Consider the following 15,327-nt stretch of genomic DNA (forward strand, 5'->3'; position numbering starts at 1 on the left):
CGAGCAACACGAAAACTCATGGGACTCATGGGACTCATGGGACTCCCCTTGAAATCATTAGGCTTTTTCGGGCGAAGTTCAAAATCTCTTGGGACTCCACATGGGACACATGGGACTCTTTTCGCGGCAAATGGGCTGCAATCAATCTTCGAAGATGGAACAGGGCGCATCATTGATCCCATTCCATTTCTCCGCCGATGAAGGCAGCAAATGCGGCGCGGCACTCTGCCAACGGCGGCACGGTATATTGCCACTGCCGCCCACCTGCGACATGTGCCCGGTAACGCTGCATCCCGCCGCACATATCCCGCATGTCCTTTCCGAATTGCCGTGCCGATACCGCGTTGCCGTGCCAGCGTTGCCCGGAAAGCCATTCCTCATAAACTCGCCGCAGAAGATCGCTGGAAACGGTGACTGCTTCACTTTCCCAAGAGGGACGATCTTCGCTGAATTCATCGGTCGACAAGCTGCCTTCGCTCAGCCGGTCATGCCACCAGGCGGCAACATTGCGCAGCCCCTCTAGTTTCTGCCGCGTCAGCGCTGCCGTCTCCGGCGGGTTGCGCACATCGAAGCCGCTCAGATCGAAGGATTGCAGGAAGTGCAGAAGCGCGCCCGCGCCGCCGTTCGCCTGTTCTTTCCAGATCGCGCTGAAATAGGCAGTGTCCTTCGCATGGGCTGGCGACACGTCCAGCACGAAAAACCGCCGTTCGCCCGGTGTAGCTGGTACGACCCAATCGGCATTGGACGTAATCAGCAACCGCCCGAAATGGTCGATCTTGTAAGGGTCAACGCCCTTCCGTTCGATTTCGAGGGATTGGCAGGTGATGAGGTTTTTCAGGACGCCTTCTGCCGCGTGGTTCCCGGCCCAATACCCTTCCTCAAGGTGAATGAGGATCGCCGTTTCCATGTGGGCGTTGAAGCGCCCGGTGAGGTGTTCAGGCTGCGACAGGGTGACGTGGTGGCGGGGGAACAGCGTCCCAAGGTAATGCCCCACGGTATCCTTGCCAGCGCCCTTCGCGCCGCGCAGCACAACCGCCGTGCCAGGCTTCTGTTCCGGGTGCTGCACAAGGTGCGCCATCCATCCCAAGAGCCACTTGAAATCCCGTTCGCTGCCATCGCAGATCACGTCTCGCACATGGGCAAGGAACAGGTCGCAGCTTGCGTCCGGGTTCGGCTGCACTGCCCATCCGCGCCAGATGTTATAGGCCCCGGCTGGTGTCTCTTTCGGGTTGAAGACAAGCCCGCCCGCAAAGGTGCGCCGCGACGGGTGACGCATCCAAGCTGAGGTGACAGGTTCGGTGCGCTTTTCGCCCGGTACTTTCACGCGGTTATTGGCATTCAGCTTGTGCAATTCCTCGGGCGCAAATACGTCATAGTCGCTGCCCTTTTCGCGGATAATCCGAAACTTGCCCCCGATCATCACGGCGGCATGGTCCCGGTTCAAAGCGGTCACGGGACTCCGCGCGCCCGTCTCGGTAAGTTCTGGCAGATCATCGAAATCGTCCGTTACGGTCGACAGGTCTTCGCCTGCGTTTCGATCCCACGCCCGTTGAACCTGCCGCGCATCCTTGGCCCATTTGGCAAGGTGCGGGTCTTTCGCCAGTTCCGCTTTGAATGCGTCCAGGTCCAGCCCCGCACGGCGGCACTCCCCTGCGATGCGGAAGGCCCGGCCCGAACGGGAGTCATCCTTGGGCGCGGTTGCCAGTTCTTCACCCTTGAAGCGCGGCCCTGCATCGGTGATGAGCCATTCCAGCGCAGATCGGTCGACCGTCTCAATAGTCGCGGGCGCGGAGTCGAGCCGCTGCCCAGTGACGGTGAAATACTTGTTGCCAAGGAACATGCCGATTTCGGTATGCTCGCCGCGCGAAAAATTGCAGCCCCATTTCGTGCCCATGATCGCCCGCATCAGTTCGAGGTCTTCGGCACGGTATCGGAAGAACACCTTCACGCCCGAACCGCTTGGGCTGACTTCGGCATAGGACGGGAAGCGCGTCAGCACTTCCTCAGCCCACGGAGTCAGATCGCCAAGCAATCCAAGGCAGCTATCGAGGTCGATACCGCCGAACCGCAGTTCACCTTCGCCGCCAAGGAAAAGCCCCACGCCGCCCTTGCGCCCGCCCGAAAGCAGATCGGCGGCAACCACCTCAGCCCGCGTCCGGGTCAACCAGGTCGCAGGGTTGTCCGCCGCCGCCTTGCGTTGAGGCGAGGCGTAGGGAACCTTCGTCAGTTTCTCTTTGGGCATTTCTTCGCGCCATGCGCACCACTGCGGCGCGGCATCCAGCGCAGCCCACGCTTGATTTTCACAGGTCTTTTTGCTATCTTTTGAATAGGCGATTTCTTGTGCCGCCGAATTATCAGCGCCGTTGCGGGGACCATCCGCAGCGGCGTTTTCTTTTTCGGGTGGTGCCCAATCCAGCAAATCGGACAGGTCCGTATTGAAGAAGTTCATAGCAGTGCCTTTGTATGTTGGTGAGGGTTGAGACAGAGGATTCGAACCTTACGTTTCGAAATGCAGTCAAAAATTTGCTGCACATTTTGCTGCACAAATCGCAGCGCGCGAATTTTTAAATTCGAGCAAATACAGTATTTTAGTCGGCATCTTTCAAGGCAAAGACGGACTGTCTCTCCGCCACTTATCCCTATAAAGGGTTTATTTTATTTGGAAATTTTTCCAGGTTAATCGCCTTTACATGTCGAATTGCATGTTTGGGGAAAGGCTAGATCAGGCCGATTTGCAGCCCGATGACAGCAGACGGCCTCACGCATTCGTGAACCACCTTCAGAGCGGAACAAGCGTCGTGATACGCGCTGCGGGCCAGTTATATGTTGCCTGACTGTAAGCATTGCGCGTCCTATTAGGATCAATGCGAAGTTCGTCGATGCTGTAAGGACCGACCAATGATAGTTCCCTAAACCTCTTCGACCACCGGGAGTAACCACCGGCAGATTGCTCCTCGCCCCATTCAGAATACCACGTCGTCGACGGAACGTGAATTTGATGACCCGCTAGCCGCCCTAACCAAAAGCGTTTATCTACCGGATCATACATCCACATGCCGCCCGAACCATTGAAACCGTGAACCCATTTTTCGAAGGGCCGCGGCGAATATTTTTCGACGAACCATTCTCCTGAACTTCTTTGACAACCATCTTTCCAGACCGACGACCGAAGGAAAGGCACCCAAATTTGGCTGATACCTGCACTGGCATACGAAAACGCTCGACGTTCAATTTCATCAGGCCCAATGGAAGTATGTTGCAGTTCAAAAGCGATTGGCTGTCCTTGGGGCGACCACACCATAACGTCGGCGCGACGGTCACCGGGCAGAGTGCTCACAACGAACTCAACTTCCGTCCGCAATCCCCGAGACTTCGCGGCGTGCGACACCAAGGTCTTCGCTTCCATGTGCTCACGGGTTTCGCCTCTCGCCCATGAACAAGTCGTCGGCGGCCTGTGGGCAAAGTGATGGACGACCTTTCGGCCTTTTTTCAGCATGACCTCCCGGCGGCATTGCGGGCAAATGTAGTCCAGCCCTTTCTCCGCGTTAAATGCGTCAATACGGCTTCCTTTGACTTCGGCGATAAGCATTTTCAAACACCACATCTAATTATCCTTCGAGGATACACCGCAAGCACGATGGAAAAAACCCCGACGCGTTGAAGCGCCGGGGCTGTCCCGTTCGCGAAGCCTCTAACGAACGGTATCGGGCAGGCAGACCAACGCCGCCCGAATTTCGAAGGTCAATCGACTGCGTTAACGATGGGGCCGGTTGCGAACGGGGCGTCGATTTGGACGCGCGTTCCCATTTGGTCGGCGACGCCTTGCGAGTAGAACGCGGGCCTCAGCCCCTCAATGCCGTGTTCCATCCGGTCGGCTTCGGCGCTGACACGATCCGCGACAAGCAAGCGTTCAGCGGCCTCGGGGGCGAAAGCCTGCATCGCAGAAACCGACAGGTCGCGTTGCCGTTCTTCGCTGATACCCGACAGGAAGCCCGGTGCCGACGAAATCGCTACCTGCCTCGACCCCTGCCTTGTGTATGCGACAATAGCGACCGCCGGCAAAGCCCTGCACAGCCAAGGACACGACCGCCAAAAGGAAACGCGCCAGCGGGGTATCGCTGGCGCGCTAGTTCGCTTTCCGGAGCGGCTAGATTAGCTTGCGAGATCCAGCACCATGCGGCCTTCGATCTGCCCCTTGCGCATACGGTCGAACACATCGTTGATCTGCTCGAGCGGCGCTTTGGAGATGGTCGCCTTGACACGGCCTGCAGCAGCGAAATCAAGCGACTCCTGCAGATCCAGACGGCTGCCCACGATCGAGCCGCGCACCGTCACACCGTTCAGCACCATACCGAAGATGTTGAGCGGGAAATCCCCCGGAGGCAGGCCGTTCAGCGACACGGTGCCACCGCGGCCAACCATACCAACAGCCTGCTCGAAGGCTTTCTCGCTGACCGCAGTCACCAGAACGCCATTGACGCCGCCATCGGTTTCTTTCTTCACGTAGGCTGCCGGATCCTGAATATCGCGGGCGTTCACGGTCAGTTTCGCACCAAGACGGCGCGCCAGATCGAGCTTGGCATCATCGATATCGACGGCCACGACATTCAGCCCCATCGCCACAGCGTATTGAACCGCCATGTGACCCAGACCACCGATACCGGAGATGGCAACAGTATCGCCCGGCTTGGTTTCGGTCATTTTCAGACCTTTGTAGACGGTCACACCGGCACACAGGACGGGCGCGATTTCGGCGAAGTCGCTGCCTGCGGGAAGGTGGCCGATATAGTTGGGATCCGCGATCACATAATCCGCGAAGCCACCATTGACCGAATAGCCGGTATTCTGCTGGCTCTCGCACAGGGTTTCCCAGCCACCAAGGCAGTGACGGCAGCAGCCGCATGCGGTGTAAAGCCACGGAACGCCCACACGGTCGCCTTCCTTGACATGCTTCACGCCCTTGCCGACCGCCGACACATAGCCCACACCTTCATGGCCCGGAATGAACGGCGGCTCGGGTTTGACCGGCCAGTCGCCCTCGGCTGCGTGCAGGTCGGTGTGACACACACCCGATGCCTGGATCGCGACCTGAATCATGCCATCCGAAACCTCCGGCACCGGCACTTCATCAATGGTCAGCGGTGCGCCGAATTTGCGAACGACGGCGGCTTTCATTGTTTTAGCCAAAATATTTCCTCCGATAGTCCCGGTTCCTCCGACCGGGTAAGGAAAGATGTGTCGTAAGTAGGCATAATGTCAGCCCCGTTTGGTGCTTTTACTGCGGCACGCTGTTTCGATATTGAGACAGCTTCACACAGAATATTAACAGCTTTGATGCGTGCCATTTTTCCCGCACCGCCCGCATTCCGCGCGCCCTGTCCCGTCCCGACAGGCAACCGGGAACCTCTTTCGGCGCGGACGCATTGTAGAACCGTGACGATCCATAGGTAAAAAAGGCGGCGAAATGGCTGGAAGCACTCACAATCCTGACGACTTCGCATGGGCCGTCCCCGTGATGCGCGCAGGCTATGCAGGGCGCGGGCTTGTATATCTGGCCGTCGGGGTGACGTCGATCTGGTCGCTTTTGCAAGGGGGCGAGGCCGAAGGCACGCAGGAGGCGTTGCGCCATCTGAAAGGCGCAGGCGGCAGTGTTGTCCTGATCCTGATTGCGCTCGGGATGCTGGCCTATGCCGTATGGCGGGTCACCGATGCGATCTGGGATCTGGAAGCCTATGGCGCTGAGGTCAAAGGTCTGGCGGCGCGGTGTGGACTGGCAATCAGCGGCGTGATCCATCTCGGGCTGGGCGGTGTTGCCGTGACCGCCCTGATGGCACGGCTGCAAAGCGACGGCTCTGCACAGCTGGTAACGCAGGTGATGCAGCTGCCTTTTGGCCGTCTTGCCGTCGGAGCGGTCGGCTTTGCTGTCATCGGCGCGGGGGGCTATTACGTCACGAAAGGCGCAAAAGCCAGCTACCGCCAGCGTCTGCGGGCGAATGCGGTAACCGAAAAAGCCAATGTGATCCTGCAACTCGGCCTGCTGGCACAGGCGGCCATTCTTAGCGTCGCGGGCGGGTTGATTGTCTATGCGGCCTATGCCTATGCGCCGGAGGCCGCAGGCGGGATGGATCGGGCCTTCGAATGGATGAGGGCCCACCCCTATGGCCGCATGATCTGCGGCGCGGTCAGTGCAGGACTTTTGGGCTTTGCCCTCTTCTGTTTCGTAAACGCGCTCTACCGCATCGTGCCCCGCGCGACAGAAACGGATGTCGAGACGCTGGCCCGCAAGCTGAAGGCAAAGGCAGCCGGGGACTGACCCTGCGGCCTTTGCCTTATCGTGACTGCCCAGCATGGGGCAACGCGCGCCCTAGTCCCCAACCATGCCTGACCGGTTTGCTGTCAGGCCCCATCATAAACTTCGGGTATTTTACGATCGGGACATTTCAGGCAATCCTGCTTCGGCTTTTCGGCGAAGGGGAGCCATGCCGATCTATCCGCGTCACGGGCACGGCCTGCACAAGGCGGCTCCGTTCAAGCCCAACCAGACCGGATCATCCAGCGTTCACGGCGACACCACTCACATTCGCAGCAAGCTTGGGTAGAGATCGCACCCTATCGCAGCCCCCTGCCAACATCTCGGACGTCTTGCCACTAGGGTCTGCGTTCCGCCTCTTTTAACGCGTCAAACTTTTCCCAGACACTCATACGGCCTTTTTGCCGTGCCTCGGCAAGCCAAAACTTCTTACGGACACCTTCAACCTCAAGATCACTGTATTTTCCGCCCGAAAACTTTGGCCAGTCGATAGCGAGTCCTTGCTTCACCAACTCCGCAGAAAGATCCCGACCATCGGGCAGAAAGCACGTTGCAACCGCGCGGCCATAGACGTCTTCCTCCGTCATCTCAGCACGTATAACCTGGCCTTTACACAGACGTATCATGGCCCATTTGGCTTTCTTGCCAAAGGGATGATGGAGTTCCGGTGCATCTATTCCAAAGAGGCGGATTTAGGTCTTTCGTATGGTTATCGTGTCACCATCCGTCATATAGGCTGGCCCCTCCAGCACCCGCGGCGGCGCAACCGGACGCGCATGTGCCTCATCAAATGTCCCCCCTGCTCTACCGCATCGGATTGTGACATATGAGGCTGAGCAGAAGACGGGGTCTCTTCAAGAGCCGCCTGACGGACACGCGTTTCCTCGACAGGTTTTCTATATACCCGAGGCTTGGGTCGATGGGTCGACTTAAAAAGAGCTTTTAAAAGAATTTTCCACATAGCAGGATTGTAAGAACGGCCCGCTTTCCGGGCAAGCGTATTACATTGAAAACAAAGGACAAGATCAGTAAATCTCTCGATAAATTATCTTCGATATTCCTGCCGACATTCCAATCACCCTGCAACGGTTAGCGCGTTATTAGGCGACATGCGCAGTGCCGGAACCCAAACACTGGCAGCCCCCCCGCACCGCGCGGACGCCATATGACTGCGTCAAGCGTTATACGCCGATCATTCCTCAAGCTCCGCATCCCAATAGAGAAAATCCATCCAGCTTTTATGCAGATGCCCCGGCGGGAAGCGGCGACCGATGCGCAGCATGTCTTCGGAGCTCGGGCGTTTCGGCATCCGGCGCAGTTTCAGCCCGCAGCGCGAGAGCGGCTTGTTGGCCTTTTTCAGATTGCAGGGCGAACAGGCCGCCACCACATTCTCCCAGCTTGTCACCCCGCCACGCGAACGCGGAATGACGTGATCGAAGGTCAGATGATCCTTGCAGCCGCAATATTGGCATTCGAACTCATCCCTCAGAAAAAGATTAAAGCGCGTGAAGGCCACGCGCTTTCTCGGTTGAACGAACTCTTTCAACACCACAACAGAGGGAAGACGTATCTCGGTCCGCTGACTTCGCACCACCTCTTCATATTCGGCCAGTATCGTCACCCGATCTAGACACACCGCCTTGATGGCTTCCTGCCACGGCCAGAGCGATAACGGATAATAGCTCAGAGGCCGGAAATCCGCGTTGAGCACCAGCGCCGGATGACGCCGCAGCGATGCCGCCTCGCGGGTGAAATGGTGCCTGAAATCCGTCCTGTCTGCGTGGTCCAGCATTGTGCACTCCCTGTTCGCGCGGCGGAACATGCCCCGAAGGCGGGATCATGTCCGGGGCGCGGGGAACGCCCCAGCCGATAAATCAACTATATATGGCGTCAGCCATCTGGCAAGCCTCTTGATCTGGGCGCTTTCCCACGGGGGGCGGGAAAGCGCGGCTTGCGGGATCAGGCTTAGCAATATTGCGCGACATTGCTGTGACAGCGGTCTCTCTGCCCGTTATTTCGGCAAATGCGCCTTGAGAAAGCCCAACGCCGCCGAAAGCCCGTCTGGCGCGATTCCATGCCCTGTGCCTTTTTCGACATGGGCATAGACCTCAAAGCCTGCGTCGATCAACGCCTGCCCCGCCTCGGCCATAGAGGCGAAGGGCACGACCTCGTCGGCATCACCATGACACAGCAGGACCGGCGGTCGCGAGACGACATCGGCGGCCAGAAGTTCGAGCCGCAAGAGCCTGCCCGAGAAGCCGACGACCGCCGCGACAGGCGCGGCGCGGCGCGGGGTCACCTGTAGGGTCATCATCGTGCCCTGACTGAACCCGATCACGGCCATCGCACTGGCCGGCAGACCGGTTTCCTCCAGAATACCGTCGAGAAAGGCGTTCAGGTCTTGGGCCGCAGCCTCCAGACCGGCGCTGGCCTGCGCCTCGGTCGATCCGTCAAAGCGCGGGATCGGAAACCACTGGCGGCCAAAGGGCGAGGCGGCACAGGTTTCGGGGGCATCGGGCGCGATGAAAAGCGTGTCCGGCAGGTGATCGCCCAGCGGATCGGCCAGCCCCAGAAGATCGGCGCCGTCCGCACCATAGCCGTGCAGCAGCACGACCACTGACTTCACCTGCCCCGATTTCGGCCCCTTGCGGCCAGCTTTCAATACACGCGTCATGGCGACACCCCTTCCCGTTTCTTGCTATAGGCATAATAGGCCCAGAGCCCGCGCGCCGCGACAGACCGCCACGGCGCCCAAGCGGCCGCCATCTCGCGGAAAGCGCGCGGCTTCGGGCGCTCGGGCAGATCAAACAGCATTCGGGCGGCCTCCGCCAGTGCCAGATCATCGGCGGCGAAGATATCGGCGCGGCCAAGCGCGAACATCAGATACATCTCCACTGTCCAGCGCCCGATCCCCGGAAGCGGTAGCAACTGATCGAAGATCGCGGCATCGGAACAGGACCGCAGTCGGGTGAAGTCGATATCCGACTGCGCCAGCGCCTGTATATAACGAATTTTCTGCCGCGAGAACCCGCAGGCGCGCAGATCCTCGGGGGCGGCTATGGCCAAGGCGCGGCGTCCCCCGAGCCCCGCCGCCTCCAGACGCAGACGGATCGCATTGGCCGACGCAACCGAGACCTGCTGCCCCAGAATGGCATCACGCAGCGCCCCGAAGCCGTCGGCACGGCGGCGCAAGGGCCAAGGGCCGGTCTGCGCCAGAACATCGCCAAAGCGCGGCTCGAGACGCGCCAGACAGGCGGCCCCTTCGGCAATATCCTCCTCGGTCTCGATGATCCTCATATGCATCGCGGCAGCTTGGCGCAAAGCGGGGCGCTGCGCAAGAATGGCCGCTTGCCAGCCGCGAAAACCCGCCTTACGCATAGGGTTATGAACAGCTCTCTTCTCCTCCCGCGCGACCGGCGCAATACTCTGGTTCTGGTCCTTGCCCAAGCGATCCTCGGGGCGCAGATGCCAATGATCTTCACCATCGGAGGCCTGGCGGGACAGATGCTCTCCCCCAATGCCTGTCTGGCCACCCTGCCCCTGTCGTTCATCATTCTGGGCTCGGTGCTGACGGCACAGCCGCTGTCACGTTTCATGGGGCGGCACGGACGCAGACGGGGCTTCATTCTTGCCAATCTTGCGGGCGCTCTGGGGGCGGCCATCTGCGCAGGCGGGCTTTACTGGGGCAGCTTCCCGCTATTTACCTTTGGCGCGCTATTCACCGGCGTCTATATGTCCTCGCAGGGGTTCTACCGCTTTGCCGCAACCGATACCGCCGCGCCCGAATTCGCCCCCAAAGCCATCAGCTATGTCATGGCAGGCGGGCTGGTGGCCGCCCTTCTGGGACCGCAACTGGTCAAGCTGACATCGGATGCCACCGTCGTGCCCTTCATGGCGACCTATCTGGTGATCATCGTGCTCAACCTTCTGGGACCGTTGCTCTTCAGCTTTCTCGACATTCCGCGTCCCGACCACCACGCGCAGGCCCGCGCGCCCAGAGGCCGCAGCAAAATGGAGCTGCTGCGCGACCCCGTGATCACCGTCTCGATCATCTGCGCGATGGTCTCCTATGCGCTGATGAACCTTGTGATGACCTCCTCGCCGCTGGCGGTGGTGGGCTGCGGCTTCACCCCCAATAATGCCGCCGATATCGTCTCGGCGCATGTGTTGGCGATGTATATCCCGTCCTTCTTCACCGGCCATCTGATCGCACGCTTCGGCGCGCGGGTGATCGTGGGGCTTGGGCTTTTCATCCTGATCTGCGCCGGAGCTGTGGCGCTTAGCGGGGTGGAGCTGATGCATTTCTTCGGTGCCTTGGTGCTGCTGGGGCTCGGCTGGAATTTCGGCTTTATCGGCGGCACGGCCATGCTGGCGCAAAGCTACGCCCCCGAGGAACGCGCCACCGTGCAGGGGGTGAATGATTTCATCGTCTTCAGCGGCGTCTTTCTGGCCTCACTCAGCTCGGGCGGATTGATGAACTGCCTTGAGGGAGGCGATGCGCAGGCCGGATGGCAGGCGGTCAATCTGGCGATGGTGCCCTTTGTCACACTGGCAGGTGGTGCGCTGATCTGGCTGGCGCTGCGCCCGAAAGACGGCCGATGAGGCTGGGATATGTCCAGTCCGCCAAGCGGGGCATGACCGACCGCCTTCTGACCGAACTGGCCCTGAGTCTGCGACCGGATGTGGCCGCGCTTGTCAGCCCTGACCCGCAGGACAATCTGTTGCTGCACCTTTGGCCCGCCGATCTGCGCTGGCCGATCCGGCAGGATCTGGGCCGCGGGGCGGCGGCCTGCACATTGGACAGCACCGCGCTGGAGGGCGCCGTGTTCCGCCTGTCGCAAGACCTTGCCCGCCTGCCCTGCAACGTGCCGGTGATCTTGAACAAATTCGGACGGCAGGAGGCCGAGGGCCACGGCCTGCGACCGCTGATCGCGCAGGCCCTCGAGGTGGGACATCCGATCATCCTCGGCGTCCCGACCCAGACCGAAGCCGCATTTCACGCATTTGCGGGGCCGCTTGCGGAGAAATTGGACCATGATATCCAAGGCCTTATCGATTTTTTGCGTGGCTAAGAGAAGATTCTTGCCCGCAGAATTTGCGCCTGCTCTCTTAGAGCACTAGACTTTCCTGTGCCGTTGTGGCCAATTGCGCCCCGTTAGCGCTATCACAGCTCAAGCGACGGTGTATTACGGAGGACCCCATGGTTTCGCGCATCATCCCGGTGGACGCATTCGATCTGGTAATTTTCGGTGCCACTGGCGACCTTGCCAATCGCAAGATCTTTCCGGGCCTGTTCCGCCGTTTTCTCGCGGGCCAGATGCCCGATGACGCCCGCCTGATCGGCGCGGCGCGCACCGAACAGAGCCGCGAGGAATTTCAGGCCCAGATCCGTGCGGCCATCAAGGAATTCGTGTCGCCCTCCAAACAGGATAGCGCGCAGATTGACGCCTTTATCAGCCGCCTGCACTATGTCCCGATCGATGCGCGTGGCGAGGCGGGCTGGCCCGAACTCAAGGCCCTGATCCGCCCCGAGGTGATCAATGCGTTCTACTTCTCGGTCGCGCCCGCACTTTTCGGGGATCTGGCAGAGCGCCTCAAAGCCTATGGCATTGCCGGTGACGACGCGCGCATTGTGGTGGAAAAGCCCTTTGGCCGCGATCTCGCCTCGGCAAGGGCGCTGAACAAATCGCTCGCCGAGCATTTCGAAGAACATCAGATCTACCGTATCGACCACTATCTGGGCAAAGAGACGGTGCAGAACCTGATGGCCGTGCGCTTTGCCAATATCCTCTTCGAGCCGATCTGGAATTCGCAATATATCGACCATGTGCAGATCACCGTGGCCGAAACCGTGGGCGTGGGGGGCCGCGGCAGCTATTACGACAAATCGGGGGCGATGCGCGATATGGTGCAGAACCACCTGATGCAACTTCTGTGCATGATCGCGATGGAGCCGCCCTATCACTTCGACCCCGATGCCGTGCGCGACGAAAAGCTGAAGGTGATCCGCGCGCTGCAACCGGTGCCGCCGCAGGATATCGTGCGCGGGCAATATCTGGGCTGGCATCGCGAAGATCAGGACACCCCGATGCCCGGCTATCTGGAAGATTGCGAAGACCCGAACTCGAAAACCGAATCCTATATCGCGATGAAGGTGCATATCGCAAACTGGCGCTGGAAGAACACGCCCTTCTACCTGCGCACCGGCAAACGTCTGCGTGCGCGCACTTCCGAGATCGCGATCACCTTCAAGGAACCGCCGCATTCGATCTTCGATGAGGCGGAAGGCTCGTGGCAGCCCAACCAGCTTGTCATACGCCTGCAACCTAACGAGGGCATGAACCTCAAAATGATGATCAAGGAACCCGGTCCGGGCGGCATGCGCCTGAAACAGGTGCCGCTGGATATGTCCTTTGCGCAGGCGCTTGGCGAGGAAGGCGCGGATATGCCCGATGCCTACGAGCGGCTGATCATGGATGTGATCCGTGGCAACCAGACGCTGTTCATGCGCGGCGACGAGGTTGAAGCGGCCTGGGCCTGGACCGATCCGATCATCCAAGGCTGGGAAGAGCGCGGGGATACGCCCCGCCCCTATGATAGCGGAACGACCGGCCCCGATGATGCGCTTATGCTGATGCATCGTGACGGGCGGCGCTGGAGACATATCAAATGATGGATTTCAAAACCTATCCCGACCGCGAATTGCTGATGGTCTCGCTGGCCGACAAGATCGCCAGCCAATTACGGGCCATTCTCGACCGCGAGGGCCGTGCGACGCTTTCGGTGCCCGGCGGCACAACGCCCGGCCCCGTCTTCGACATTCTCAGCGATATCGATCTGGATTGGGAACATGTGGCCGTTGTGCTGAATGACGAACGCTGGGTGCCGCTGTCGAGCCCGCGCTCGAACACTGCCCTGCTCTCGGAGCGGCTATTGAAAAACAAGGCCATCAAGGCCCGCCTCCTGCCGCTTTATGTCAATGCCCCCGTCCCCGAAGAGCGGCTGGATGCGCTGTCGGAAAACCTGCGCCCCAATCTGCCGATCTCGGTGCTGCTGCTGGGAATGGGGGCCGATATGCATACGGCCTCGCTCTTTCCCGGAGCGGACCGCCTGCAAGAGGCGCTCTCGGATGACGCGCCCGAACTGATGGCCCTGCGCGCCGAAGCCGCAGGCGAGCCGCGGATCACCATGACCGCGCGTGTGCTCAAGAATGCGATGCACACCCATGTGCTGATCACCGGCGAGGAAAAGAAGCGCGCGATAGAGGCGGCGCAGAATCTGCCCGTTGAACAAGCACCGATCAAGTGTATTCTGCACAACGCAACCGTGCATTGGGCGGCGTAAGCTCGCGCTCAGATACACCGACACAGGGTCACACATAAGGAATTTCCATGAGCATCTGGCAAACGCTACGCAGCCACGCATCCGACGTGCGTGAGCGCCGCATTCTCGACCTGTTCAACGACAGCCGTGCCGAGAAGTTTAGCGCATCCTTTGGCCCCTTCCTGTTCGACTATTCGAAGACCAATATCGACACTTCTACCCGCCATCTTCTGGTCCAGCTGGCCGAGCAGTCGGGTCTGGCCGAAAAACGCAACGCCATGTTCTCGGGCGAGAAAATCAACGACACCGAAGGCCGCGCCGTGCTGCACACCGCATTGCGACGGCTGGAAAACGATGTCGAGGTCGATGGCGAGAACATCATGGGCGAGGTCCGCGAGACCTATGACCGCATGGTCCGTTTTGCCGATGATGTGCGTTCGGGCAAATTCCACGGTCATGGGGGCCGCATCACCGATGTCGTCAATATCGGCATTGGCGGCTCGGATCTGGGTCCGGCGATGGCCTGTCTGGCGCTGGCCCCCTATCATGACGGGCCGCGCTGCCATTTCGTGTCCAATGTCGATGGCGCGCATATCCACGATACGCTGAAGGATCTCGACCCCGAAACCACGCTGGTGATCGTCGCATCGAAAACCTTCACCACCATCGAGACCATGACCAATGCGGAAACCGCGAAGGCATGGATGGCGAAAGACATCGAAGACCCTGCCGAACAGTTCGTCGCGCTTTCGACCTCGGCGGAAAAGACGGCGGCCTTCGGCATTTCTCCCGAACGCGTCTTCGGCTTTGCCGACTGGGTCGGCGGGCGCTATTCGATGTGGGGGCCGATCGGGCTGTCGCTGATGATCGCCATCGGGCCGAAACATTTCCGCGATTTCCTCGCCGGTGCGGCCGCGATGGACCAGCATTTCTGCGAGGCCGGTTTCGAGGAGAACCTGCCTGTCCTGCTGGCGCTTGTCGGCATGTGGCACAACCAGTTCTGCGATTTCGCAACCCGTGCCGTGCTGCCCTATGACCAGCGCCTCTCGCGCCTGCCCGCCTATCTCCAGCAGCTTGAGATGGAAAGCAACGGCAAGCGTGTATCGATGGATGGCGAGGTGCTGCCCTATCATTCCGGCCCTGTGGTCTGGGGCGAGCCGGGCACCAATGGCCAGCACGCCTTCTACCAGCTGATCCACCAAGGCACGCGGATCGTTCCCTGTGAATTCATGATCGCCGAAAAGGGCCATGAACCCGATCTGGCGCATCAGCATATCCTGCTGGCGGCGAATTGCCTCGCGCAATCCGAGGCGCTGATGCGGGGCCGTTCGATGGATGAGGCCCGCAAGCTGATGGAGGCCAAGGGCTTCGAGGGCGAAGAACTGGAACGTCAGGCCGCACATCGCGTCTTCCCCGGCTCGCGCCCTTCGACCACGCTGATCTACCCGATGCTGACCCCCGAGGTCTTCGGCGGCATCGTGGCACTTTACGAACATCGCGTTTTTGTCGAGGGCGTGATCCTTGGCATCAACAGCTTCGACCAATGGGGGGTCGAGCTGGGCAAGGAACTCGCGCTGGCATTGCAACCTGTTCTGACCGGCGAGGCTGACGGAGCAGGCAAGGACGGTTCGACCCTGCGGCTGGCGCAGATGATCCGCGACGCACAAGACTAGACGCGCGACAGAGTGCCAAGC

Annotated in this window: 14 protein-coding genes; 6 read left to right on the forward strand and 8 right to left on the reverse strand. The window is 60.1% G+C overall.

Features of this window, described 5'->3' with window-relative positions:
- Window positions 1-169: 169 nt before the first annotated feature.
- The 4 genes from WDB86_RS04675 to adhP all read right to left on the reverse strand — a co-directional run bounded on the left by WDB86_RS04675 (window position 170) and on the right by adhP (window position 5,187).
- Window positions 170-2,449, reverse strand: a complete 2,280-nt coding sequence (locus WDB86_RS04675) for a DUF5906 domain-containing protein (RefSeq protein ID WP_406736750.1) — start codon at window positions 2,447-2,449, stop codon at window positions 170-172.
- 330 nt (window positions 2,450-2,779) lie between these two features.
- Window positions 2,780-3,604: a competence protein CoiA gene (locus WDB86_RS04680; RefSeq protein ID WP_406736751.1), complete on the reverse strand. Its 825-nt coding sequence runs from the start codon at window positions 3,602-3,604 to the stop codon at window positions 2,780-2,782.
- A gap of 137 nt (window positions 3,605-3,741) precedes the next feature.
- A complete protein-coding gene (locus tag WDB86_RS04685) occupies window positions 3,742-4,062 on the reverse strand; it encodes a hypothetical protein (RefSeq protein WP_406736752.1) in 321 nt (106 codons plus the stop codon).
- A gap of 90 nt (window positions 4,063-4,152) precedes the next feature.
- Window positions 4,153-5,187, reverse strand: a complete 1,035-nt coding sequence (adhP, locus tag WDB86_RS04690; RefSeq protein ID WP_339107078.1) for an alcohol dehydrogenase AdhP — start codon at window positions 5,185-5,187, stop codon at window positions 4,153-4,155.
- A 277-nt stretch (window positions 5,188-5,464) separates the two neighbouring features.
- Between adhP and WDB86_RS04695 the strand changes: the two genes are divergently transcribed.
- On the forward strand, window positions 5,465-6,313 hold the full coding sequence (locus WDB86_RS04695) for a DUF1206 domain-containing protein (RefSeq protein ID WP_406736753.1): 849 nt from the start codon (window positions 5,465-5,467) through the stop codon (window positions 6,311-6,313).
- A gap of 335 nt (window positions 6,314-6,648) precedes the next feature.
- Here the strand turns inward: WDB86_RS04695 and WDB86_RS04700 are convergent, their stop codons facing one another.
- From WDB86_RS04700 to WDB86_RS04715, 4 genes are all read right to left on the reverse strand, one after another.
- Window positions 6,649-7,002: a thermonuclease family protein gene (locus WDB86_RS04700; RefSeq protein ID WP_406737018.1), complete on the reverse strand. Its 354-nt coding sequence runs from the start codon at window positions 7,000-7,002 to the stop codon at window positions 6,649-6,651.
- A gap of 500 nt (window positions 7,003-7,502) precedes the next feature.
- The gene (locus tag WDB86_RS04705) at window positions 7,503-8,102 is read right to left on the reverse strand and encodes an HNH endonuclease (RefSeq protein ID WP_339107075.1); all 600 of its coding nucleotides are present in this window, start codon (window positions 8,100-8,102) and stop codon (window positions 7,503-7,505) included.
- Between the two features lie 219 nt (window positions 8,103-8,321).
- Window positions 8,322-8,984, reverse strand: coding sequence for an alpha/beta hydrolase (locus tag WDB86_RS04710; protein WP_406736754.1), 663 nt, complete (start codon window positions 8,982-8,984; stop codon window positions 8,322-8,324).
- Window positions 8,981-9,613, reverse strand: coding sequence for a DNA-3-methyladenine glycosylase 2 family protein (locus WDB86_RS04715; protein WP_339109497.1), 633 nt, complete (start codon window positions 9,611-9,613; stop codon window positions 8,981-8,983). The genes WDB86_RS04710 and WDB86_RS04715 overlap by 4 nt, the downstream gene beginning before the upstream one ends.
- An 81-nt stretch (window positions 9,614-9,694) precedes the next feature.
- Between WDB86_RS04715 and WDB86_RS04720 the strand changes: the two genes are divergently transcribed.
- The 5 genes from WDB86_RS04720 to pgi all read left to right on the forward strand — a co-directional run bounded on the left by WDB86_RS04720 (window position 9,695) and on the right by pgi (window position 15,306).
- Complete coding sequence (locus tag WDB86_RS04720) at window positions 9,695-10,912, forward strand: MFS transporter (protein ID WP_406736755.1); 1,218 nt, start codon at window positions 9,695-9,697, stop codon at window positions 10,910-10,912.
- The gene (locus WDB86_RS04725) at window positions 10,909-11,382 is read left to right on the forward strand and encodes a DUF2478 domain-containing protein (RefSeq protein WP_406736756.1); all 474 of its coding nucleotides are present in this window, start codon (window positions 10,909-10,911) and stop codon (window positions 11,380-11,382) included. Before WDB86_RS04720 ends, WDB86_RS04725 begins: the two co-directional genes overlap by 4 nt.
- Window positions 11,383-11,510: 128 nt before the next feature.
- Window positions 11,511-12,983, forward strand: coding sequence for a glucose-6-phosphate dehydrogenase (gene zwf, locus WDB86_RS04730; RefSeq protein ID WP_406736757.1), 1,473 nt, complete (start codon window positions 11,511-11,513; stop codon window positions 12,981-12,983).
- Entirely contained in the window at window positions 12,983-13,654 is a 672-nt protein-coding gene (gene pgl, locus WDB86_RS04735) for a 6-phosphogluconolactonase (protein WP_339109496.1), read from the forward strand. Before zwf ends, pgl begins: the two co-directional genes overlap by 1 nt.
- A gap of 47 nt (window positions 13,655-13,701) precedes the next feature.
- Entirely contained in the window at window positions 13,702-15,306 is a 1,605-nt protein-coding gene (pgi, locus tag WDB86_RS04740; protein WP_339107070.1) for a glucose-6-phosphate isomerase, read from the forward strand.
- Window positions 15,307-15,327: the final 21 nt, after the last annotated feature.

It is taken from the genome of Thioclava sp. GXIMD4215 (assembly GCF_045291555.1).
GTDB lineage: Bacteria > Pseudomonadota > Alphaproteobacteria > Rhodobacterales > Rhodobacteraceae > Thioclava > Thioclava litoralis.